Here is a 22,835-nt window from a genome sequence, read left to right on the forward strand (position 1 = left end):
CGCCCATGACTTCCATGAAGCAACCCATTCGCATCGGCCTGACAGCACTCGCGGCCGCCGCCGCCGCGTTGCTGGCGGCCTGCAGCGATCCCGCCGATGTCACCAGCCCCGATCGCAACGCGCCGGCCAGCATCGCCCTGACGACCTCGGTCATGGCCTCTCAGGCGTCTGTCGTTCAGCTCAAAGTGCAGTCGGCCTACCTGCGGCAGGGTGGCACGACCGTCGACATCGGCACGCAGACGATCACGCTGTCCGACGTGCCCACCCAGCAGGTCCCGATCAGTATCGATCTGGCCGCCTGTCTTGCAGATGACTCGCGTGCCGGTTTGACCGCCGGCACGGGCTCCACCGGCGCCGCCCTGCCGCCCGCCGACGACGAATGCGTCGTTCGACTCTTGGTGGAGCTCGTGCTCGACGGGGCCGCGGTAGATCGCCAAACCGTCGGCCCCATCTCGCTCAGCCCCGGCGTACAGAAAACCGTGACCGCACCCATCGCCTTGAACGAAGTCGGCACGGTTCGCATCGACGCCCCCAGTGCCAACGTCGTCGCCACCGGACAGCCGCTCCGCATGGAGATCACGCGGACGATGCAACTCACCGCCGCGGTGCTCGACGGTGCCGCGCGCGTGATCACTGGACGCACGGTGAACTGGACCAGCAGCGCGCCGGGCGTGATGACGGTGAACGCGAACGGACTGGTCACCGCCGTCACCACGGGGACAGCCACCATCACCGCACAAACTGCCGGTCGCGTGACCACCGTGGCGGTGCGCGCGGTGCCACTGCCGGCCGCGCTCACCATCGTTTCTACCAGCACTTCCGGTCAGGCCACGGTTCGCTCGGCGCCCGCCGGCATCGACTGCACCGTGAACGGCTCGGTGCTCACCGGCACCTGCGCCTTCACCTTCCCCGGTGATGCGCTGGTCGTACTCACCACGACCCCCGCCGCGCTCTCCGAACTGCTGTCGTGGACCAACGACTGCAGCGCCGCGACCGGCACGACCTGCACGATCGCGACGTCGCAGTCTCGTCTCGTCGGTGTGGCCCTGCGCGCCTTCCGGACGCTCACCATTACCGGCACCGGGAACGGCACCGGCTCGGTCACCAGTCCGGCTGGACTGAACTGCGTGATCACGGCCGGCATCACGAGTGGCAATTGCTCGATCAACGTCACCGACGGTTCCTCGGTCACGCTCACCGCGAGCGCCACGTCGCCCAACAGCTTCCGCGCGTGGAGCGGAGACTGCTCCGGCAGCACCGGCAACACGTGCACGCTCACAATGAACACCAACCGCGCGCCGGGTGCTCGCTTCGACGCGCCGGTGCTGCTCACCGCGACGCCCAGCGGCACCGGCAACGGTTCGATCATCGCCTCCGGCGTGATCTCCTGTACGCGCACCAACAACGCGAACGCCGGCACGTGCAGCAACAACGTGAACTTCGGCACCGTCGTCACGCTGACCGCGAGCACCGGTTCATTCTCGACGTTCGTCGGCTGGACGGGTGCCTGCACCGGCAGCGCAACCACGTGTCAGGTCACGATGGATCAGGCCCGCACCGTTGGCGCCACGTTCACGCGACTCACGGGCACCGTGACCTTCTCGCTGACTGGTTCAGGCACCGGCGGGGTCTCGGTGAACGGCACGACGCTCTGCACCAAGACGCCGGCTTTTACGTCGATTGGATGCAGTATTACCCTCGATCTCGGATCCGTGGTCTCACTGCTCGCGCAGCCCGGCGCCAACACGGGATTCGTCGGCTACTCCGGTTCGCTCTGCTCGGGGTCGTCACTCCCCTGCGCATTCACCCTCACGGGGAACGCCGGCGTCGGACTCGCCTTCGGACCGCTCGCCAGCATCGTGACGGTGAGCCCTGGCGCGAACTCCACCGGCGCCGGTACGGTCTCCACGGCCGATGTGTCGCTGAACTGCGCATTCTCAGGACAGGTCACGACCGGCACCTGCGCGAAGACCGTCAGCGGCGGCGGATCGATCACGCTCACCGCGACGGGGAATGCCAATTCAACGCTGTCAGCGTGGGGCGGCGCTTGCTCCGCATTCCGCTTCGACCCCGTCTGCACCTTCACACCATCAAGCAATGTCGGTGTGACCGCGCGCTTCGTACCGGCGGTGGCGTTCAACCTCGCCGTGTACGGCGGAACGGGATCGCGCGTGACCATCACGTCGCCCACGCAGAACTCGAGTTGCCTCGCGTCGATCGGCAGCTGCGTGTACAAGCTGATCATCGGCGAAACGATTCGCCTCGAAGCCACACCTGGCGCTGGTGACAGCTTCACAGGGTGGGACGCGCCCTGTCAGGAGATGTCCGGCTCGATCTGCACCTTTGTGGCCACCGTCAACACGACCTCCGGTCAGGCGTACTTCGCCAACGGCAGCTCCATCGCTCCGCCGACCCTCCTCAGAAAGCAGGTCGGCGGATCGCAGTAAGACTGCTACTTCGCACTACGCTCGGCGGAGGCCAACAAGGTCTTCGCCCGAGCGTTGTTCGGATTCGCCCGCACCGCTTCCTTGTACAGCGCGACCGCTTGCGTGGAATTCTTCTTGTCCTGCGCTTCGAGCGCGCGGCTGATCAGCATCATCGACCGGAGCTGATTCGGGCCCTTGGCGCCCACCGCCGCCCCTTCCTGAAAGCCCGCCTGCACCGCCGGCAGCTTGAGTCCGGCGTTCAGCTTGGTACCGAGCGCGCCCAGCAGTTCGAGCATGTTGTCAGCCTTGCCCGTGACGGAGGTGGCGTACTCGAGCTCAGACGTCTCGGTATTGATCGCGCGGACGTCCATGCGGATCCGCTGCTTGGTGTCGATCACGAAGCTGCCCATCAGCATGTGCAGCGCGCCAAGCGTCTTGCCGATTTTGGCCGCCGTTTCTTTCTCCACCCGGCCAGTGGCGCCCAGATCCTGCTCCGCCAGCAGCGCCTGCAGCCGATCGCGCTCCACGACACGAATGTTCGTATTGGCCGACAGCTCGGTAATCATCATCTCGGCGAGCCCCTTGCTGAGGGGCGCATATTCCGCATTGTTGCTGATCGCACCGTTCGTGAAGTACATGACGGCAACGGTCGGACGGGTCGACGGGGTGCCTTGTGCACCAACTGAGGCGATTGCCAAAGGCATGGTCAGTGCCGAGATGGCCAGGGCCCTGCGAGTACGGCGAACGAGCGAGGCAGCGATCATGCGGGTATTCTCCGAAGGGTGAGATTCCCAGAACATACCGTCGGACGTCCATTTCGTTCAGGTCCGTATGCCGAAAGTCTGTCCCGTCTGTGGCACAAGCTATCCCGATCTGAACGTATTCTGCCCGTCCGACGGCAGTACGCTCCGCGCAGCCGACTCCGACGGTGATCTGATCGGCAGTGTGGTGGCCGACCGGTATCTGGTGACCGACCTGCTGGGCGAAGGCGGCATGGGTAAGGTCTATCTCGCCCGTCACGTGCGCTTGCCGCTCCAGGCCGCGATCAAGGTGCTGCGCCCGGAGCTGTTGAAAGACGCCGCGTCGGTGGCCCGCTTCAACCGCGAAGCGGCCAACGCCAGCCGTATCGAACACGCCAATGTGGCCCGCGTCTTCGACTTCGGCGAAACGAGCGACGGCACCGTCTATCTGGCGATGGAGTATGTCGCCGGCCGGACGCTGAAGGACGTGCTCGAAAAAGAGGGACCGCTCACGCTGCAGCGCACAGCCGTCCTGATCCGGCAGGTCGCCGATGGACTCGATGCCGCGCATCGCATGGGCATCGTGCACCGCGATCTCAAGCCTGACAACATCCTGGTCACCGTCGACGAGAACGGCGTAGACCGGTGCAAAGTCGTGGACTTCGGCATCGCGAAGGCGGTCGGTGGGAACGAGAAGGAAGCGGGTCTCACCCGCACCGGCTTCGTGGTCGGCACCCCGGAGTTCATGAGCCCGGAGCAGCTACTGGGCACCGAGCTGGATCATCGCAGCGATGTATACGCGCTGGCGCTGGTGGCGTACACCTGCCTCACGCTCGACCTGCCGTTCGACCGGGAGACGCCCGATCGTGGCATGACGGCGCGTCTCATGAGCGCGCCGCGTCCGCTGGCTGTGGTTCGCAACGATCTCCGTTGGCCAGGTGGGCTGCAGGCTGTGCTCGACCAGGCACTGGAACGCGAGCCCACCAAGCGCACGTCGTCGGCCGGTGCCTTCGCTAAGGCCTTGGAGTTCGTTACAGCGGGACCGGTGGCGAGTGCGGCGCCGGCCGCCACAGCGCCGGCGGCGGCGCCAGCACCGGCCGCGAAAGTCGATACCCCGGCGGCGCGTCAGATCGCCACGGTATCGCGTGGCGATATCAAGAAAGAGCTCAAGGCGCGCGGTGGGGTGGTCACGCCGCCGGCGAGACCGTCCAAACCTGTCACCAAGCCCAGCAAGCCCGTCCCCGTCGTCGCGGTGGACGACGATGACGAGCCGGCGCCCCGGCGGAGCGTTTCGTGGCCACGAGTGCGCCTGCCGAGCCTTGGCTTCATTCTGGTGGTCGGTGCAGGAATCTGGTTCTACAACAAGCAGCGGGCGCCGCGGGTCCGTGATGTCGAGAACCTCGTCAATGCGGCCACCAACGCCGGCGGATCACTGATCGACGGTGCGCAGTCGGCCGCGGCCAGCGCGAAGGAAGCCATCACCTCCACGACCACCGCCACGCCCAAGCCGACTCCCGCCGCTGGTGGCGCGCCGGCGCCGGCAAACCCACTGTCCGGCGCCCCTGCGGGTACCTCCGCAGCGCCCAAGCCGGCCGCGCCGACCGCCGCGCCATCGGGCGCATCCGCCCGACGGTCGCTCGACAGCATTACCAAGGCGCTCGACCCGCTCACCGCCGATGAAGCCGTGGCGCGTGTCGCGATTCCGGCGATCCGTGGGCTGCTCACACGGATGACGACCGCCGAAGACAGTGCGTGGGCCTACATCCGCATTGCCGAAGCCCACTTGCTGATGGACGAAGTGAAGCCCGCCTGTACCGCCCTGCGCGCCGCGCGTGGCGTGGCACAGTCAATGTCGCAAGCGCGTGTCGTCAGCGACTACGCCACGAAACTGAGCTGCGGCGAGTAGTCGCTGACGCTGCGGGTGACGTTTACTTCGTCACCCGGGCCACGCAGCTCATGCGTCCCATCCAGCCGCGCGTGAGCACCGACGCGGCTTCACGCTGCTGCGCATCGAAGCGCAGGCGCACCGGCTCCGCGTCCTTCAGTCCGGCCGCGTTCCACGTCACCAGCGAGCCTTGGAACGCATCGCCGCTGGCCACCAACCGGAAGATCGCCCACTCACCGGCGGTGAGCTTCACGCGCAGCTCCTTGTTCTTCTTAAAGCGCGCCAGCAACTCGGCCTGACGTCCCGACGTAGCCGGCCACTCCACCACGTTCTTGAACGACTGTTTGTCGAGGCGCGCTTCGAGTCCGTTGTTCTTGAGGATCACCAGCGGCGTCGTCTCCGTGATCACACCGCTCACGTTCCACGTCACGTGCGGATTCGCCGCGTCCTCGGCGAACAGCGCGTCGGACACCTCCACGGCCTTGTTGAAGAAGCCGACGAAGCTCTCCGACAACTCCACGCCACCCGCCGGCTTGGCCACGTACTTATTGCCCGACTTCGTGAGATACTTGGCGAGACGATCGGTGTAGAACGTCCACAACTCGCCGGTGTCGGGCGTCAGGATCGCCTTCACATCGGCGATCGTGGCATCGGCCGTGGCGTCGGCGTTGAACGGGAACCTCGACGTCAGCGACGCATCGACCTTCGAACACAGCGCGACACCACGTTCGTTGAGCGCCGCGATCTCGGCCGCCGCCGCACCGCCGCCGCCACCGCCACCACCAGCCGGCGGCGCGGCCGGAGCCGGCGCCGCGGCGACCACGCGCTTCGCCGGCGGACGAGCCGACGCCACCGTCTTCAACACCGCTTCGGCACCAACGATCGGTGCCAACAACAACTGCTCCACCGCACTCGCCATCGGCCCGGCATCGGCGTTCACGTCGAAGCCCTGCGACACGCGCTTGGCCGCCACACGCGCCTTCGTCACGTCACCGCCGGCCAACTGCGCCGCCTGCACGAGTACGAGTGTCGAAGCCGTGTCGGTGGCGGGCGGCAAGTTGCCGACCTGGGTGAGCGTTCCCTGCAGGCCGAGCAGACCATCCATGTACGGCTGGTTCTTCTCGGACACGTACTTGTCGACGATCGCCGGCGGTGTCACAGCGTGCACCGGCTGAAAGGCCGCGCGCGTGCTGGAATCGGTATCGGTGTTCACCGCCACCGTGCGCAGCACCTGTAACAGCGGCGACTGCATACCGGCGATCACATCGAGCTTGGCCGCAGCCTCCTTCACACTGCCCGCACGTGCCACGTTCGTGCCCTGCACGACGGCGCGCCACGAACGCACGTAGTCGTCATGGTAGCGCGTGCGGATGGCGCCGATGATCGCCTCGCGATCGACCGACTTGGCCGCTGTTGCATCACCGACCACCCACGTCTCACCCTGGAAATAGCGATCGGAATTGCGAAAGGCATCGACCATGAACTTGGCGCCCTTCGCACTGAACGCGCCGGCAACTTCCGGCGGTGCCGTCACGTTGCCTGGCGATTGCGGCACCTTGACCGGCGGCACCGCCTTGTTCGCTTCCGACAGCATGTTGGCGTAGATCTGCTCGCCGCCCGTGAAGCGCGACAGGAACTCGCGCGCCTGCGTCACCAGGCCGGCGTCAGCCGCCTTCGGAAACGGATTGTACGTGGGCAATTCGCTCGCATAGAACTCGAACTGACGGCGCGCGAGTCCGGTCACGTCGGCATCGGTCGTGACACCGCGTTGCCAGCTCGTGAGCAACACCGGCGCCAGGAACGCAGACGTGCTCTTGTCCGGCGACGACGTAGTAATGAGATAGCCTTTCAGTCGAGCGTACGTCGTACCGTAGTCGTCCGATGGTGACGGCACATCGGGCAACGCCTTCAGCGAATCGATCAGCGCACCCTGCCCGTCGGCGAACAGCTGCTTGCGGAATCCATCGTACCACACCGGTCGCGCCGCCTCGTACACCGTGGGGCCACTCCACAATCCGAAACGCAGACGCAGCGGCGGACCATCCTGAATGTGTCCGCGCAGCGTATCGAGCTGCGCGCGCAACGCATCCAGCCGGCGCAGCGCTTCCGGTGAGGGCAACGTGACGGTACCCGGCGCCGACTGCACCACCGGCAGCGCCGACACCGCACGCGCGGCATCAGCCAGCCGATTGCCGATCGCACGATTGCCCAGCCATGACGCGGTCACGCCAGTCAGCAGCAACAGCGTGGCCGCCGTCGCCGCACCTAACATCACACGACGCGTGCGCTGCACACCCACGCCACCACGGGCCACCGACGCCGCACTCGTGTCGGCCAGCACCACGTCACGCAGGAATCGATCGAGGAACACCCACTCGGGGACTTTCCGCGTGGTCGGTGTGCCCGTCGCCAACGGCGAAGCAGCGGCCACCGCCGGCTGACGGAAGATGCCCGTGGCATCGGTGGCCAATGGCACGGCGGCGGCCGCTGCACGCGGCGCAGCCTGTGCCACATCGGTCACCACTACCGGACGCGCACCGGTGAAGTAGAAGCCGCGCAGCTGCGGACTCGAACCGATCTGCGTGGGGCGACACACTTCGAGCAGGAAGGACGTGACCGACGGCTGCAGCTTGCGCAGCTCGCGCGGCAACTCATACGACGCATAGCGTCGCTCGATCGCGCCTTCACGACCGAGCAACTCCGGACGACGCGACGCGATCACATCAATGATCTCGCGGAACGAGACATCGAGACGCGGCGTGAGTCGCTCGGCATAACTGCCGCTGTTCGATGCCGGATCGAACGGTAGCGTGGCGCCGAGCGGCGCGCGCAGTTCGTCCTTCGTGAACACGCTGATCCACGGTTCGAAGTGCGGCACCCGATCCATCTTCGTGAACATCACATACACCGGCACCGCGAGACCGAGTTCGCGTGACGCTTCGGCCAGGCGCTGCCGCAAGGACTGCGCGAGCTGTTCGAGCTGCTGCCCGTTCCCGCCGCTATAGAACAGATCGCACGGTACGCACAACACGATCGCGCGCGCCGCCGCTTCGCCTTGGCCCACCGCCGCCGCCACCCGGGGCGCCCGCAGCGCGCGCACCACTTTGGCCCAACGCGGTGCATCGGTCAGCAGCGTTCCACCGAGTTCGGTGATCACCGCCTGACTAAGCGCCCAGACGTTGGCCGTCTTGGTCGATGTCGGCGCATCGCTCGACGCCGTCGGGGCATCACCCGCCAACAACTCGGGATCGCCGCCGGAGCGCGCGATCATCGTCGTCTTGGCACCACCCTCCGGGCCGAGCACGAGCACCATCGCACGATTGAAGAACGCACCGCGGGGCAACCGAGCACGCGCCGCACCGATCGCCAGCAGCACATCGTCACCCGTGTCGAGCACCGGCTCGGCGTCCTGCGGACGCAAATACCACAGGATCGCACCGGCCAGAATGAGCCCCAGCAGCAGCAGGCCGACACGCAGTCCCCACGTCGTCAACTCGTCGAGCGTGACGGAGCGCTCGATCAACACGATCGCGAGAATGAACACCAACAGGACGGCGGCGGCGATGACCCACCGGACGAACGGCTTACGAGACGCCATGAGAAGTTCCGGGGTTATCGAGCGGTGGTCGCGGCGGCCGATGCCACCGGCGCGAGCGCGCGAAGGTCACTCGCGGCACTGCGTAGTGTCAGTGCATACGTGCCCCACAACACCACGAGCAGCACGGCACTCGCGATCGCGGCGATCGTGAGCCGGCGGAGCCACGGATCCTTGGTGTCGACGCGATCGGCCGGCGGGTGCCAGTGCGGCGCCAGTTCACCGGGAGCACCCCGCAGCCGACCCAGGCGCTCGGCCACGCGCGACGTCGTGGCGTGCAGTTGGCCGTTGTCACCCGCACCGTACTTACCGCGGAAGCCGAGCAACAAGCAGAGCTGATGCACTTCCAGCAGATCGCCGAGCTCCGGGGAATCCGGTCGCGCCATCAGCTGATCGAGATGCTGGAAGAACCATTCGCCGCCCATGTGGCCGCCGAACAATTCGTCCTGTAGCGGGCGACGCGCCCAATCGGCCAGCGCCGCCGTGCGCGTGTTCAGCACCGACTCATCGAGGAAGGCCACGACGGCGAAGATTGCCAAACGCGCGTCGGCCGCCGTGAAACCCGCGTGCATCGACTCCTGCTCGGCGCGCGTCAGTAACTGAATGATTTGGGCGCGGAATGCCGCCGCATCGGTCACCGGCTGTCGATCCGCCCGAAGGCGAACCACGGCGGTGATCGATTCCTGCAGCACACTCGCCAGACGACCCGGCGCCACCATGGTCGGAGCAGACACGGATGTTCCTCGAGAACGAGTGGGTTACGTCGACGACGGCAATAGGATGGCGACTTCCAGATACGCACCCGGCAACGCATCGGGCACGTACACGCCGATCTCCCGGCTGTCCGTGATCGAGAGCGCACAGGGACCGGCCAGCGTGAGCTCGAAATACGTCAGATCCGGCTTCGGCGCGAGTCCGGCGGGCGGAGTCGGGATATGCTCGGTGGTGAGCCCGTTGAAGGCGCGGCGCACCAGTTCGAGGACAAACTTGCTCGCGCACGTCTTCGTGAGCCGCTGCACGCGATCCACGAGTTCGGCCCGCCCCACATCGGCGCGCACGCCAAGAAACCAGCGGGTACCAGGCTCGAAGCACCGAGCATCGGACAGCGTAGCCACGTGCAGCACGTCCGTCGACGCGGCCAACGGCACCACGATGGCGCGGGCGGAGATCACCACGTCGAGGTGCGCGCGCAGCTGCAGCTCGAGCGCCGCGAACACGTCCGTGAGATGATCGTGGTCGTAGGTCGGCAGGTCGCGGAACTGGGCGCCCATCGCGAACGTCGAGAGCGCACCAGCCAGTCGCGACAGCTCGAGAAACAGGCGTTCCGGATGCGCGCGCCGCGTGAGCAGCAAATGCCGCAACGGTGCGTCAGCGGAGCGCACCGCATGCAACAGCCATCGCGTGGCGAGTTCGTTGCCCACGTACGCCGCCGCCCCACCCGCTGCGCCCGACGGCGCGCTCGACATCGTAGCCGACAACGCGCTGCCCTTGGCCTCGAGCAAGCTCACCGTGCGTCGCGTGAGTTCGAGCAGGGCATCGCAGGCGGCGAGTTGCAGCACCGGCGGAATGAAATCGCCGTCCACCTGAAACTGTCCGCGGCCATCGCGCCGGATACGCCCGATGGGCATTGAGACGAAGTCGTCGGTGCGCTCGTCGTCGAGCAACAGGCGCAGATTGCGCGCAGCGAAACGCACCCGCAGCGGATCGGCTCCGGTCGATTCGTCGATGACCATCTCCTCGACCGCCTGAAAACGCAGCGGCGTGGCATTCGCGTCGAAGGGCTCGCGCGCGCCGACCTCCTCGTCGAGATGATCCACATTGGCCGCATCGGTTCGCCAGCGCGGCAACGCGAGATACACGACATGCGCATCGCGTGTGGGCGAGAACCGTTCGGCAAGCGCACTCGGTGGCGGCGACGGATCCGCATCGGGCGTGTGGAACACGGTGCCATCGGGAAGGACCCCGCGCGCGTGCACCAGTGCGAGGGTGCCATTCTGGAGGGCGTCGGCATCGAGGGCCACGGCCGACAGTCCGTAGGCGAAGGGGAAGAGCAAATCGAGCGTCCGGCTCGACTGGTCTTCCTGATAGCGCCGCTGGGCCTGGAAGTGCTGCGGCGCGAGGTGCATGCCGTCTTCCCAGACGACGCGGCGGGACGGCGGTGAGGTCAGTCGCATGGCATCAGGTGCATCGTGTCAGGCCGGACAGGCGAACGATCGGCAGGGCATGCACAGGCGGGGGGGTGCGTCGTGGATCTGCAAGCACTCACCGGATCGAACCGGGACACAAGGCACGTTCAAGCGTCTGCGAGACCGTTGCATTACGCGTTGTGCATTGCGCACGGCCGAGGGCGCGTGAACAATTGAAGAATACATCAGCGGTGCGGTTGTCGCGTCGTTCCGGCGCTACCGTGCACTCTTCCGGCACTTCCCGACCATGAGCGAAGATTTCAATGCCCGCTACCGCCTCCTGAAGTGCGTCGCGGTGGACGATGGTATTCGCAGCCACAACGCGCAGGAGCTGGCGACCGGTCGTGTCGTGATGGTGCACCTCGCCGACGCCGCCGGCCCGGAGGACGTGGACCGGCTTCGCACGATGCTCACCCGCCTGCCGGGTGCTGACAAGAACCGCGTGCTCGAGACGGCGACGCTCCCGTCGGGCTTTGCGATCGTGACCGAGTTCCTGGCGGGATTGACCTCGTTCCCCGGCTGGCTGGCCGCCCGCGTGCCGCCCGGCGACGTGGCTCCGATGGTGGAACCGATGGTGCCGGCGCCGGTGCTCACCGCACCGGTTGAGCCACCGATGGCCCCGCCGATGGCCCCGCCGGTCATCGTTGCACCCCCAGCCGCACCCGCGCCGGGGGCGTTCACGCAGATGTTTGGTGCGCCCAGCGTTCCGGCAGCACCGCCTGCGGCCGTCGCGCCGACTCCTGCTCCTGCGCCGGCTCCGGCTCCTGCTCCGACCGCTCCTGCGCCGGCCGCGCCGGGCGCATTTACCCAGATGTTCGGCGCACCCAGTATCCCCACGGCGCCGGCTTCCGCACCTGCCCCAGTTCGCGAAGTCCCACCAATGTTGGCGCAAGAGACGCCATCATTAGATCAGTATCCGTCGCTCAATACGACACAAGGTGGCATGCCGGCATATAGGGCGCCCGCTGAGCCCGTCGCGCCGCCGGCACCGACTCCCGCGTCGGCATCGCCGCCGCCAAAAACCGGACCCGGCGAGTTCACGCAGATGTTCTCCGCCCCGTCCACCGCGGCGCCGCTTCCGAGCGCGCTGCCGCCGTCGCCCGTCGCACCCGCGGCCTGGTCGCCCATCGGCCGCGCGCCAACGCCGAACGCGCCACCGGCGGCCTCGATGCCTGGCATCGTGACGCCGCCAAGCTTCATGGCGGCACCCAGTCCCTCAATGCCCGCTCCCTCGGCGCCGGCGCCGTTTGCGCCACCGCCCCCGTCGCCTGGCAACATGTCGCCCGTCTTCGGCAACTCGCCGCTCTTCGGTTCGCCGGCTCCAGCCTCCAGCGCACCGGTCGCCCCGCTCCCGATCACGCCGTCGATCACGCCCGCCGGCAGCGGGCTGGGTGCCTCGCCGATGGGCGGAGCGCCCGGACTACCGCCTGGCGTCTTGCCGCCACCGATGTTCGGTCAGGGGGGCGCGACGCCGCTCTCACCGATGGGTGGCGCTGCGCCCAAGGCGACCGCGGGACCGAGTGATTTCACCCGGCTGATCAGTCAGGCAGCGGCGCCTGTTGTGCCACCGGCTCCGACGCCGGCCGCCGCCAAGCCGGCCGCCGCGGCGCCGGCCAAGCGCGCGATCCCGATGGGACTGATCGTCGTCATCAACGTGGTGATCCTGCTCGCGGTCATTGTCGTCGTCTTCGTGCTGCGGAAGCCACAGCCCAAGGTGCCTTCGCAACCGGCGGTGCCGAAGGTACCGTCGGTCAGCGCACCCAAGCTGAAATGACCCGTCCTCCGCGTGAGCGGAGTTAGCGGAGGACGATCACCAGTTCGAAGCGCGCGTCGACCAGTTCGGCCGGGACATACACGGCCAGGTTGCGCGCGCGCTCGATCGCGTCCCACGCGCTCCCCGCCTTCCGGATCGCGAAGTACTGAAAGTCGAGCTTCACCGGGACGGCCGACGGGGGCGAGGAGATATGCGCCAGCTCGATACCGGGCAGCGCCTGACGGATCAACGTGTCGACCACGTCGGCCGCGCCCACCTTGCACCCCTGCAACACTTTGGGGATCAGCTCCTGCTGGCGCAGCGGGGCGCTCACCGCGAGGAACCACTGCGGCGCTTCGAGCCACTTCACCTGTTCGATCGCGACCGCGTGCAGCGTGGCACGCACCGGCTTGAGCGGCAGCGCAATCGCCGCATCGACCACCGCGCCGTCCAGCAGTTCATACAGGCGACGCTCGAGCTCGAAGAACCCCTCGCCGAGTCGCAGATGATCGTACGTCGGCAACGAACGCGCGTCGCCACTCGTCGAGAACGCCGACAACGACCCGACCAGCGCCAGCATCGCTTCCCAGAGCGCGGCCGGGTGACCGCGCCGCACGTCGTGGAGATGCCGGATCGCCGGCAGGTGCGTGTTCACGGTATAGAGCAGCCAGAAACTGCCCACGTCGGCCACGGTGAAATCGGCCAAGCCCTGATTGCGCTGACGGCGGCTCCCCGAGAGTGAGGCGCTGCGCGCCGACAGCCGTTCCGTGAGGCGCCGCATCATGCCCATCATGACATCACTCGCCGACAGGTCGAGCAGCGGCGGGACGAATTGGGGATCGAGCGTGAGATCGCCCGACGGCGCGCGGCGCAACCGGGCAATGGGCATCACGGTGTAGCCTTCGAGGCTCTCGCCCTCCAGCAGCAAGCGCAACGACGGTGGCGACACCTGGATCGGTCGCTCGGTCAGCCCCGTCGTTTCATCGCGCAGCAATTGCTCATCGGCGAGCCATCGCGCCGAGGCGTACTCTCCACGTCGGGCCACGTTGCGCGCCCCCGGACGATATTCGGGGACCGCGACGTACGCGAGCGCCGTCTCCTGATCGGGACCGAAGGCACCCGCCAGTGACTTGGGCGGTGGCGTCGCACCAGCGAGCGGCGCGTCGAACAGCAAGCCGTCCGCGAAGCGACCGGCGATCGTGGTGGTCACCAGCGTGCCGCCCGCCAGTGCGTCCAGATCGAACGAGAGCTGCGACAGCCCCCACGGGCTGAAGGCGAGCGCGCCGACCTGAAAGGCGAGCGTCTCTTCGTGATGTCGATCCTGCGCCTGCAGATGCTGCGGCGTGAGGAGGACGCCCTTGGTCCAAAGTACCGGCGGTGAGTGGCGCATCCCCCAACGTATCCCGACATCCCGCGCCTCGTCAGAGGCCGCGCGTACTCAAGCCAAGTGAAATGACTCGACCGTAATGCCGCCAGACCGTTGCATCACTGCAACGTGGCAGTTGCTTGACAACGACCAGATTGCATGGGACACTACGATCCTTGCTCGACGAGCAGAACCCCCCTCCCTTCAGTTTCAATCGCGCCGGAGTGTTGCATGGCCGAAAGTACGCAGAAAAAACTCGAACGAGTCCGCCCGCCTCGCATTCAGATCTCCTACGAGGTCGAAACCGGCGGCGCCATCGAGATGAAGGAACTTCCCTTCCTCATGGGCGTGCTCGGTGACTTCAGCGGAAACCCCGCGGAGCCGCTCCCGCGCCTGAAGGATCGCAAGTTCGTCGAGATCACGCCCGACAACTTCGACGACACGCTCGCCAGCATGAAGCCGCGCCTGCAGTTCTCGGTCGAGAACAAGCTCAGCGAAGATGCCGACGCGCCGAAGCTTGGTGTCGAGCTCAACTTCCGCACTATGGATGACTTCTCGCCCGATGCCGTGGCCAAGCAGGTCAAGCCGCTCCGCGAGCTGCTCGAGCTGCGCACGGAGCTCGCGAATCTGCGCGCCAATCTGCAGACCAACGAGAAGCTCGACGAAGTGCTGCAGGACACGCTGGGCGACGCCGACAAGATGGCCAGGCTGAAGGCCGAACTCGGGCTGGAGAGCTAACATGGCCGAAGCACAAAAGGCGGGCGCACAGGCCGTCACGACCGACGCCGAACTCTCGCTCCTCGACCAGATCGTCGAGCAGGGCAAGATGGGCAAGGATGCCGAGACCAAGGGCCGCGGCAAGGACCTGGTGAAGCGGTTCGTCAGCGAAGTCCTCGAAGGCGCGATCACGATCAATCGCGACACCGAGACGATGATCAACGCGCGTATCGCGCAGATCGATCATCTGCTGTCGCTCCAGGTGAACGAGATCATGCACCACCCCGACTTCCAGAAGCTCGAAGGATCGTGGCGTGGCCTGCAGTTCCTGATGAAGCAGAGCGAGACGAGCGCCATGCTCAAGATCAAGGTGCTCAACGTCTCCAAAAAGGACCTGCTCCGCGATCTGCAGCGAGCGCCCGAATTCGATCAGAGCGCGCTGTTCAAGAAGGCGTATGAAGAAGAGTACGGGGTCTTCGGCGGTACGCCGTTCGGCGCACTCGTCGGCGATTATCAATTCGACAAGAGCGGTCAAGACATCGAACTGCTCGAGAAGATCTCCAACGTGGCGGCCGCCGCGCACGCGCCGTTCATGACGGCCGCGTCGCACGACATGCTCAATCTGCAGAGCTGGACGGACCTCGACACGCCGCGTGATCTCGCCAAGATCTTCGACAGCACCGAGTACGCCCGCTGGAAGACGTTCCGCTCGAGCGAGGATGCCCGCTACGTCGCGCTCGCCGCGCCGCGCGTGCTCATGCGCGAGCCCTACGGAGCGGCCACCGTGCCGGTCGAAGCGTTCAACTACGAAGAGCGCGTCGATGGCTCGAACCACGAGCATTACTGCTGGGGCAACGCCGCGTACGCCATGGCCGCCAACGTCAACAAGGCGTTCGCGATGTACGGCTGGTGCGCGCAGATCCGCGGGGTTGAAAGCGGTGGATTGGTGGAAGGGCTCCCCATCCACAACTTCCGCACCGAGTCCGGCGAACTCGCCATGAAGTGCCCGACCGAGGTGCAGATCACCGATCGTCGCGAGAAGGAACTCGCCGACCTCGGCTTCGCGCCGCTCGTGCATCAGAAGGGTACGGCCAACGCCGCGTTCTTCTCGGTGCAGTCGGCCCAGAAGCCCAAGGCGTACGACTCGCCGGGTGCCACCGCCGCGGCGCGGTTGTCGGCGCAGCTGCCGTACATCTTCGCAACCTCGCGCTTCGCCCATTACCTCAAGGTGATGATGCGCGACAAGATCGGCGGCTACACGTCGCGCGCCGAAGTCGATTCGTTCCTGAACCGCTGGATCCAGAACTACGTCGCCGTTGAAGGGGCCACCGCCTCGATCAAGGCGAAGAAGCCGTTGTCGGAAGCGCGGGTCGATGTGGTGGAAATCCCGGGCAAGCCGGGCGCCTATCGTGCCGTCGCGTTCCTGCGTCCGCACTATCAGCTCGACGAGCTGGCCGTGTCGATGCGTCTGGTGGCCGAGCTCCCCGCTGCCGCGAAGTAGTCCCGCCCGTCTCTGCACATTCATTCTTTCATTAACCCTGGAGTATCACGCACATGGCATTCGATACGTATCTCGACATCACCGGCGTTGAAGGCGAATGCACGGCCAAGGGCTTCGAGAAGAAGATCGAGATCTACTCGTTCAGCTGGGGCGCGTCGAACCCGACGTCCGTCGGACCTGGCCGTGACGGCCTCTCCGCTGGTCGCGTGTCCGTGTCCAGTTTCAACGTCATGAAGAAGACCGAGAAGTCGTCGGCCGCGCTCTTCGCCGCCTGCTGCACTGGTCAGCACTATGACAAGGCTACGGTCTCCATGCGCAAGGCCACCGGCACCGGCGGCCAGGACATCTTCCTCACCTACACGTTCACCGACGTGATGGTGGAGTCCGTGCAGTGGTCGGGTTCGAGCGGTGGCGATGACACGCCGACCGAGTCCCTCTCGCTCGCGTTCGCCAAGGTCGAGATCGAGTACAAGACGCAGGACGACAAGGGCAAGCTCGCGGTGGCCGGTCAGGCCTCGTGGGATCTCACCAAGGTCTCCGCGTAAAGCGAGGCCCGCGCCATGGCCTCCTCGCAAGCACTCTACGCGGCCGGCCAACTCGGCGCGGCAATCGAAGCGTTGGGCGTCGAGCTCCGGAATTTTCCGGCCGACGCCCAACGGCGCACGTTTCTGTTCGAGCTGCTCACCTTCGCCGGCGATTGGGCGCGGGCGCAGAAGCAGCTCGACGTGCTCGCCAAGAACGGCCACATGGCCGAAGCGGGCACGATGCTCTATCGCTCCGCCATCGAGGCGGAGCGCGTTCGTGAACACATGTTCGACACGGGCGATTTTCCGACCACCGTCGCCCCGTCGCCGGTCAGCGGCACGCTCAACGGCGAACCGTTCGCTTCGATCGAAGACGCCGACCCCCGGCTCGGCGCCCGACTCGAAGTGATCGCCGGCGGACGCTATCTCTGGATCCCGTTCGCGCATCTCGCGTCGCTCTCCATGACACCGCCGGCACGACTCCGTGATCTGCACTGGGCACCGGCACAGTTGCGTACCGGCCCCTCCGTGGCCGATAAGGAACTCGGCGAAATTCTGCTGCCTGCCCTCTCCGTTGGCGCGTGGCGACACGCCGAAGACGAAATCCGGCTCGGACGCGCCACCGACTGGGAGGATCTCCCGTCCGGTGAGTTCGCTCCGGTTGGCCAGAAGTTGCTGCGCGTCGACGATCGGCTCGTGCCGCTCGTGGATGTGCGGGAACTCGTCATCGCGTCCTGATCGACGCCCGTCGGTGCCAGACCGTCACCGCGTCGTGCGGTGACGGCGGTCGACGTTTCCGTTTCTTCTTCTCGACATGCCAGTAAACTCCGAGCTTCTCACGTCGCTACTCGCGCCGATTCCGGGTGACAACCCGGCCGGCAGCGACATGCGCTACGATCCGCAGTACGACGCCTTCAAAGAAGCGCGGCGGGAAGAGCTCGCGGTCCCCGACAAAGACGGCAACCTGTCCGCCGACCGAAAGGTCGCTGACTGGCAGCGCGCGACCGCCATCGGCACCGAGTTACTGAGCAAGTCCTCGAAGGACCTGCAGCTCGCCGCCTGGATGACGGAAGTGCTCCTCCAGCGTCAGGGCGTGTCCGGACTGCACACCGGCATCGAACTGCTGCGAGGCATTCTCGAGCAGTACTGGGATACCTGCTATCCCGAAGGCGAAGACGGCGATTACGAACTGCGCAGCGGCCCGCTGGAGTGGATCGGCAACAAGCTCACGCTGCCGTTGCAGCAGCTCACGATTGCGTCGGGCGGATTGTCGCTGCTCGATTACAACGCGTCGCGCAGCGTGCCCACGGAAATCGCCATCGGTGCCGCCGCCTACGACGCCCAGAAGAGCCTCACGGCGGCGCGAAGCGAAGCGGAAGCGATGGGCAAGATCATGCCCGAAGCCGCCGACGCGGCCATCGAGAACACCGGGAAGGTCTTCTACAAAGCGATGGTGGCCGACATCGATGCCGCCGTCGCCGGTCTCGCGGCGCTCGAGGCCGTGTCCGACGATCGCTTCGGCCGCGAGGCCCCGGCGTACACCGGGCTTCGCAACGGTCTGAACGAACTGCGGCGCTTCGCCGCCAGCACACTTGCCCGGAAGCTCGAGCTCGACCCCGATCCGATCGAAGAAGTCTTTGAAGCGGAAGCCGGCGGCGGCGGCGACACCCCGAGCGATGGACCACAAACGCCGGAGCCCGTCAACAAGCAGGATGCCGCGCAACGCGTCACCGTCGTCGCCAAGTGGTTGCGCCAGCAGGATGCCACCAGCCCGGCGCCGTACGCCATGCTCCGCGCGTTCCGCTGGGGCGAGCTGCGCGCCCGCGCGCCGGAACTCGATCCTCGCCTGCTCGAAGCACCGCCCACCCCGATTCGCGCGCGGCTCAAGGCGTTGCTGCTCGACCATCGGTGGTCCGATCTGCTCGAACAGGGCGAAGTGCTCATGGGTACCGCGCAGGGTCGCGGCTGGCTCGACCTGCAGCGCTACGCGCTGACCGCCTGCGCCAATCTGGGCAGCGGTTTCGATCCGGTGGCGGCCATCATTCGCAGCGAACTTCAGGCGCTGCTGCGCGCCCTGCCACAGCTCCCCGGAATGACGCTCATGGATGACACGCCCTCTGCCAACGACGAAACGAAGGCCTGGCTGTCCGCCGAAGGTCTCGAAGCTCCTCCAGAAGCGGCCGAAGCCGAGGTCGCGAGCGCCGACGAGTCCGCCCCTGACAGCGCGATTGGCGATGGGGCAGAGTTGCTCGGTGAAGCCCTCGCCGACGACGAAGCGACCGCACAGCAAGGCGGCCTGCGCGCCACGCGTCAGCGCCGCGCGCCCGTTGCGACCGGTCGTGACCCGTTCGACATCGCCCGCGCCGAATTGGCCGCCGGTCGCCCCAACAAGGCCATTGAGCGGCTCATGGCGGAACTCGTGCGCGATCAGTCCGAACGCGGACGCTTCGTGCGACAGACGCAGATCGCGTACATCATGGTTGAAGCCGGACTCAATCAGGTGGCTGAACCCATCCTCGAGCGCTTGCTGGAGATCATCGACGATCGCAAGCTTGAAGACTGGGAAGCAGGGGCGCTGGTCGCGCAACCGCTCGCGCTGATGCATACCGTGCTCACGCGCACCGACGAAGACGCCGCGCGGCGCAACAAGTTGTACTTGCGCATCTGCCGACTCGATCCGCTGCAGGCGTTGGCCTTGCAGCAGAGCTGAGGACCGCACCCGGCATGGCACGCACCGAACTCGATCGCGCCGTTCAACCCTCGTTGCTCGACCGTCTCACCGACGAAAACCCTCGGGCGAGCGGCGACGTGGCCGTGTCCCGCGAGGAATCCGTGCGACGGTTCCGACAGGCTGTGCAGCGTGACGTCGAAGCATTGTTGAATACGCGACGCTGCATCGTCGAGATCGGGCCGGGCGATGTGGAGCTCCGTCGGTCGGTGCACGAGTTCGGCATTCCCGATACCACCGGATTGGCGGTCGGCACCAACGCCGGTCGCAAGCTGCTCACCGACGACATCAAGGACGCGTTGCAGCGTTTCGAGCCGCGTCTCATGAACGTCTCCGTGCGCCTCACGGACAGCGATCAGATCCGGACGCCGCAGGTGCGCTTCGCCATCGAAGCCACGCTGCGGATGGATCCGAGCCCTGAACAGATCGTGTTCGACACCGTCCTGGAAATTGCCAGCGGCTCCTACGCCGTAGACGAGAACGGCTGATGGCCAAAGACGCGCGCGAACAACGGGAACTCAAGGACTACTACGAGTTCGAACTCACCTATCTCCGCAAGCTCGGAGCCGAGTTCGCACAACGCTATCCCAAGATTGCGTCCCGGCTGCAGCTCGAAACGAGCAAGACCGAAGATCCGCATGTCGAGCGCCTGCTCGAGGGCTTCGCGTTTCTCGCCGCCCGCGTGCACCGCCGTCTCGACGACGATTTTCCGGAAATCTCCGAGGCGCTGCTGGAGATGCTGCACCCGCAGTTCGTGCGGCCCGTGCCATCGATGTGCATCGTCGACATGCCGCTCGACCCCGCGCAGGGCCGGCTGCCCGATGGGCATCACGTGCCTCGTGGCAGCGTGCTGCAAACGCAGCCGGTCAATCGCGTGCGGTGCAACTTCCGTACGGTGTACGACACCACGCTGTGGCCGCTCACGATCACGAACGCCGAGTGGACTACGCCCGACCGCGCCGGGGCCGGCACCAGCGCGCGCGATGCGGTCGGGGCGATTCGTCTCGAGATCCGGGCGTTCGAGGGCGTCAAGCTGGCCGACCTCGCCATCGAGGCGCTCCGCTTGCATCTCGCCGGCGGCACCGGTGTCGTCGATACGCTGTACGAGCTGCTGCTGAACAACACGATGCAGGTCGTCGTGCGCAATCCCGACCGACCGCACCAGCCGCCGATCGTCATCAAGCCGAGTGCGGTGAAGGCGGTGGGTTTCGGTGAGAACGAGAACATGCTGCCGTATCCGAACCGCACCTTCGGCGGACACAATCTGCTGCTGGAGCTGTTCGCGTTTCCGCAGAAATTTCACTTCGTCGACCTCGAAGGGTTCGGCGACGCGGTACGCGCGCTCGGTGCCGCCGATCGCGTCGACGTGAGTTTTCTCGTCAGTTCGTTCGAGCGCGCCGATCGTCGGCAGCAGCTCGAGCTCGAGCTGTCGGCGAAATCGTTCCGGACAAATGCCACACCCGCCGTGAATCTCTTCCAGCAGTCGGCCGAGCCGATCCTGCTGACCGAGCGTCGTTTCGAGCATTTGGTCGTGGCCGAAGTACGGCAGCGACTGGAAGTTGAAGTGTGGTCGGTCGATGACGTGAAGCTGGTGGAACACGAGGGCAGTGAAGCGCGCGAGATCTCGCCGCTGTATTCGCATCGGCACAACATCAGTGGTGCCGGTGACGATGTCTTCTGGCACGTGAGCCGTCGACCGGCACCGTGGCGCACCGATGGCGGCACCGAGCTCCATCTGGCGTTCAGCGACATGAGTGGTACCGTGCGCGCCCCCGATGTGGATGTGGCGTCGCTCCGCGTGAGCTGCTTCAACGGCGACATGCCGAGCCTCTTGCCGTTCGGCGCCGACAACCGTGGTGATTTTGAGTTGATCGGTGCCGGTCCGATTCAGCGCATCAACTGCGTGGTCAATCCCACCAAGTCGGTGCAACCGGCGCTCGGCAGCTCCATGCTCTGGCGCATGATCTCGTCGCTGTCGCTCAACCATCTCTCGATCGTCGATGGCACGCCCGATGCGCTGCAAGAGTTGCTGCGGCTGCACAACCTGAGCGACGACCTCGGCGCCGAGCGGCAGATCGACGGACTGGTCAAGGTCAGTAGCGAGCCGTCGTTTGCACGCGTCGATTCCCCACACGGGATCGCCTTCGCGCGCGGTCGTCGCATCGAGCTGGAGTTCGACGAACAGCAGTTCCCCGGCGGCGGCATGTTCCTCATGGCCACTGTGCTGGAACGGTTCTTCGCATTGTATGCGTCGATGAACAGCTTCACCCAGGTCGCCGTGCGATCGCGGCAACGTCGGCGACCGGTCACGGAGTGGCCGGCCCGCGCCGGTGGGCGGACACTGATATGAGCGCGGCCCGGGACGCGCGCAATCGGCGTCGGTTGGCCCGCAGCCTCGAGGAGTCCGGCAGCAGCTACGACTTCTTCCAGGCCATGCGGCTGCTCATGCGCCTCTACCCGGATCGTTCGGCGGTGGGCGGTTGGGATGATCCTGCCCGCGAAGTCGTGCGCCTGTCGGTGCCGCCGTCCTTCGCGTTTCCGCCGTCCGAGATCGCGAAGCTCGAGCTCCCCAGCGCATCCGACGAGCATGAGATGACGGGGATGACCGGCGAGTTCACCAATCGCACGCAGGCGCGCATGGCCGTGCGCTTCATGGGGCTCACCGGTCCGCAGGGCGTGCTGCCGCACGTGTACACCGAGCACGCGGCCGCCCGGGTGCGTGCGCGCGATACCGCCTTCCGCGATTTTCTCGATCTCTTCAATCATCGCGCGCTATCGCTGTTTCACCGCGCCTGGGAGCGCTATCGGCCGTATGCGGCGGCCGAGCATGGCGCCGAAGATCGGCTGCGTTCGCACCTGCTCGACCTCGCCGGCATCGGCACCGAGGGTGTGCAGCGGAACAGTCGGGTGCCGGTCGACATCCTGGCCTATTACGCCGGCCTGCTGGCGCTTCGCACCCGGCCCGCCGTTGGGCTCGCGCAAATGATCGGCGATCACTTTGAGGTAGCAGCCACCGTCGAACAGTTCGTCGGCGAATGGCAGACGCTGCGCCACGGCGGACAGCTCGAGCTCGGGGATGATGATCTGGATGGGCGGCTCGGGTCGGCTGTGCTCGGTAATGCCGTCTACGATCCGCTCGCCCGCGTGCGTCTCCGCCTCGGACCACTCTCGTACGCCCAATTCCAGACGTTTCTCCCCGGTGGCCGCGCGTACGACCGCCTTCGCGAACTCGCGCGGCTGTATGCCGACGACCAGGTGGGCGTCGAGGTGCAGCTCGTGCTGGCGCGCGACGAAATCCCGCCGTCGTCGCTCGGTACCGCCGGTGCACCGACGCTCGGATTCGGGACCTGGCTTCGCGCGAAGCCCCCGGTGCAGGATGCCGACGACGTTCGCTTGATCCTCTGTTGACTGTGT

16 protein-coding genes are annotated in these 22,835 nt (G+C 66.4%); 11 read left to right on the top strand and 5 right to left on the bottom strand.

What is annotated here, in order from left to right; all coding sequences use genetic code 11:
• Window positions 1-5 precede the first annotated feature (5 nt).
• Window positions 6-2,447, top strand: coding sequence for an Ig-like domain-containing protein (locus tag RMP10_RS01250; RefSeq protein WP_310568700.1), 2,442 nt, complete (start codon window positions 6-8; stop codon window positions 2,445-2,447).
• A 5-nt stretch (window positions 2,448-2,452) separates the two neighbouring features.
• On the opposite strand, the gene RMP10_RS01255 is transcribed toward RMP10_RS01250, so the two are convergent.
• A complete protein-coding gene (locus tag RMP10_RS01255; RefSeq protein ID WP_309669654.1) occupies window positions 2,453-3,190 on the bottom strand; it encodes a CsgG/HfaB family protein in 738 nt (245 codons plus the stop codon).
• A 67-nt stretch (window positions 3,191-3,257) separates the two neighbouring features.
• Here RMP10_RS01255 and RMP10_RS01260 point away from each other — a divergent pair, with 67 nt between their 5' ends.
• Complete coding sequence (locus tag RMP10_RS01260; RefSeq protein WP_310568701.1) at window positions 3,258-5,072, top strand: serine/threonine-protein kinase; 1,815 nt, start codon at window positions 3,258-3,260, stop codon at window positions 5,070-5,072.
• A gap of 22 nt (window positions 5,073-5,094) precedes the next feature.
• Here the strand turns inward: RMP10_RS01260 and RMP10_RS01265 are convergent, their stop codons facing one another.
• From RMP10_RS01265 to tssK (RMP10_RS01275), 3 genes are read right to left on the bottom strand one after another with little or no spacing between them, the layout of a single operon-like run.
• Complete coding sequence (locus tag RMP10_RS01265) at window positions 5,095-8,649, bottom strand: ImcF-related family protein (protein WP_310568702.1); 3,555 nt, start codon at window positions 8,647-8,649, stop codon at window positions 5,095-5,097.
• A gap of 14 nt (window positions 8,650-8,663) precedes the next feature.
• A complete protein-coding gene (locus tag RMP10_RS01270; protein WP_310568703.1) occupies window positions 8,664-9,380 on the bottom strand; it encodes a DotU family type IV/VI secretion system protein in 717 nt (238 codons plus the stop codon).
• A gap of 24 nt (window positions 9,381-9,404) precedes the next feature.
• On the bottom strand, window positions 9,405-10,820 hold the full coding sequence (gene tssK / locus RMP10_RS01275; protein WP_310568704.1) for a type VI secretion system baseplate subunit TssK: 1,416 nt from the start codon (window positions 10,818-10,820) through the stop codon (window positions 9,405-9,407).
• A gap of 259 nt (window positions 10,821-11,079) precedes the next feature.
• On the opposite strand from tssK (RMP10_RS01275), the gene RMP10_RS01280 reads away from it, so the two are divergent.
• Complete coding sequence (locus RMP10_RS01280) at window positions 11,080-12,606, top strand: hypothetical protein (protein ID WP_310568705.1); 1,527 nt, start codon at window positions 11,080-11,082, stop codon at window positions 12,604-12,606.
• Between the two features lie 22 nt (window positions 12,607-12,628).
• On the opposite strand, the gene tssK (RMP10_RS01285) is transcribed toward RMP10_RS01280, so the two are convergent.
• Window positions 12,629-13,975 (bottom strand): type VI secretion system baseplate subunit TssK, encoded by a 1,347-nt coding sequence (gene tssK / locus RMP10_RS01285; protein ID WP_310568706.1) that lies wholly within the window; start codon window positions 13,973-13,975, stop codon window positions 12,629-12,631.
• Between the two features lie 207 nt (window positions 13,976-14,182).
• Here tssK (RMP10_RS01285) and tssB point away from each other — a divergent pair, with 207 nt between their 5' ends.
• The 8 genes from tssB to tssG all read left to right on the top strand — a co-directional run bounded on the left by tssB (window position 14,183) and on the right by tssG (window position 22,829).
• Window positions 14,183-14,689 carry a type VI secretion system contractile sheath small subunit gene (tssB, locus tag RMP10_RS01290; RefSeq protein WP_310568707.1) on the top strand — a complete coding sequence of 169 codons (507 nt, stop codon included), beginning with the start codon at window positions 14,183-14,185 and terminating at the stop codon, window positions 14,687-14,689.
• A 1-nt stretch (window position 14,690) separates the two neighbouring features.
• A complete protein-coding gene (gene tssC, locus RMP10_RS01295) occupies window positions 14,691-16,169 on the top strand; it encodes a type VI secretion system contractile sheath large subunit (protein WP_171226347.1) in 1,479 nt (492 codons plus the stop codon).
• Between the two features lie 53 nt (window positions 16,170-16,222).
• Entirely contained in the window at window positions 16,223-16,714 is a 492-nt protein-coding gene (locus RMP10_RS01300; RefSeq protein ID WP_171226346.1) for a type VI secretion system tube protein Hcp, read from the top strand.
• A 15-nt stretch (window positions 16,715-16,729) separates the two neighbouring features.
• Window positions 16,730-17,431, top strand: coding sequence for a type VI secretion system accessory protein TagJ (locus tag RMP10_RS01305; RefSeq protein WP_310568708.1), 702 nt, complete (start codon window positions 16,730-16,732; stop codon window positions 17,429-17,431).
• A 76-nt stretch (window positions 17,432-17,507) separates the two neighbouring features.
• Window positions 17,508-19,403, top strand: a complete 1,896-nt coding sequence (tssA, locus tag RMP10_RS01310; RefSeq protein ID WP_310568709.1) for a type VI secretion system protein TssA — start codon at window positions 17,508-17,510, stop codon at window positions 19,401-19,403.
• A gap of 14 nt (window positions 19,404-19,417) precedes the next feature.
• Entirely contained in the window at window positions 19,418-19,909 is a 492-nt protein-coding gene (gene tssE / locus RMP10_RS01315) for a type VI secretion system baseplate subunit TssE (protein WP_310568710.1), read from the top strand.
• Window positions 19,909-21,771: a type VI secretion system baseplate subunit TssF gene (tssF, locus tag RMP10_RS01320; protein ID WP_309669665.1), complete on the top strand. Its 1,863-nt coding sequence runs from the start codon at window positions 19,909-19,911 to the stop codon at window positions 21,769-21,771. The genes tssE and tssF overlap by 1 nt, the downstream gene beginning before the upstream one ends.
• Window positions 21,768-22,829, top strand: coding sequence for a type VI secretion system baseplate subunit TssG (gene tssG / locus RMP10_RS01325; RefSeq protein WP_310568711.1), 1,062 nt, complete (start codon window positions 21,768-21,770; stop codon window positions 22,827-22,829). The genes tssF and tssG overlap by 4 nt, the downstream gene beginning before the upstream one ends.
• Window positions 22,830-22,835 lie beyond the last annotated feature (6 nt).

The organism is Gemmatimonas sp., assembly GCF_031426495.1.
Classification (GTDB): domain Bacteria; phylum Gemmatimonadota; class Gemmatimonadetes; order Gemmatimonadales; family Gemmatimonadaceae; genus Gemmatimonas.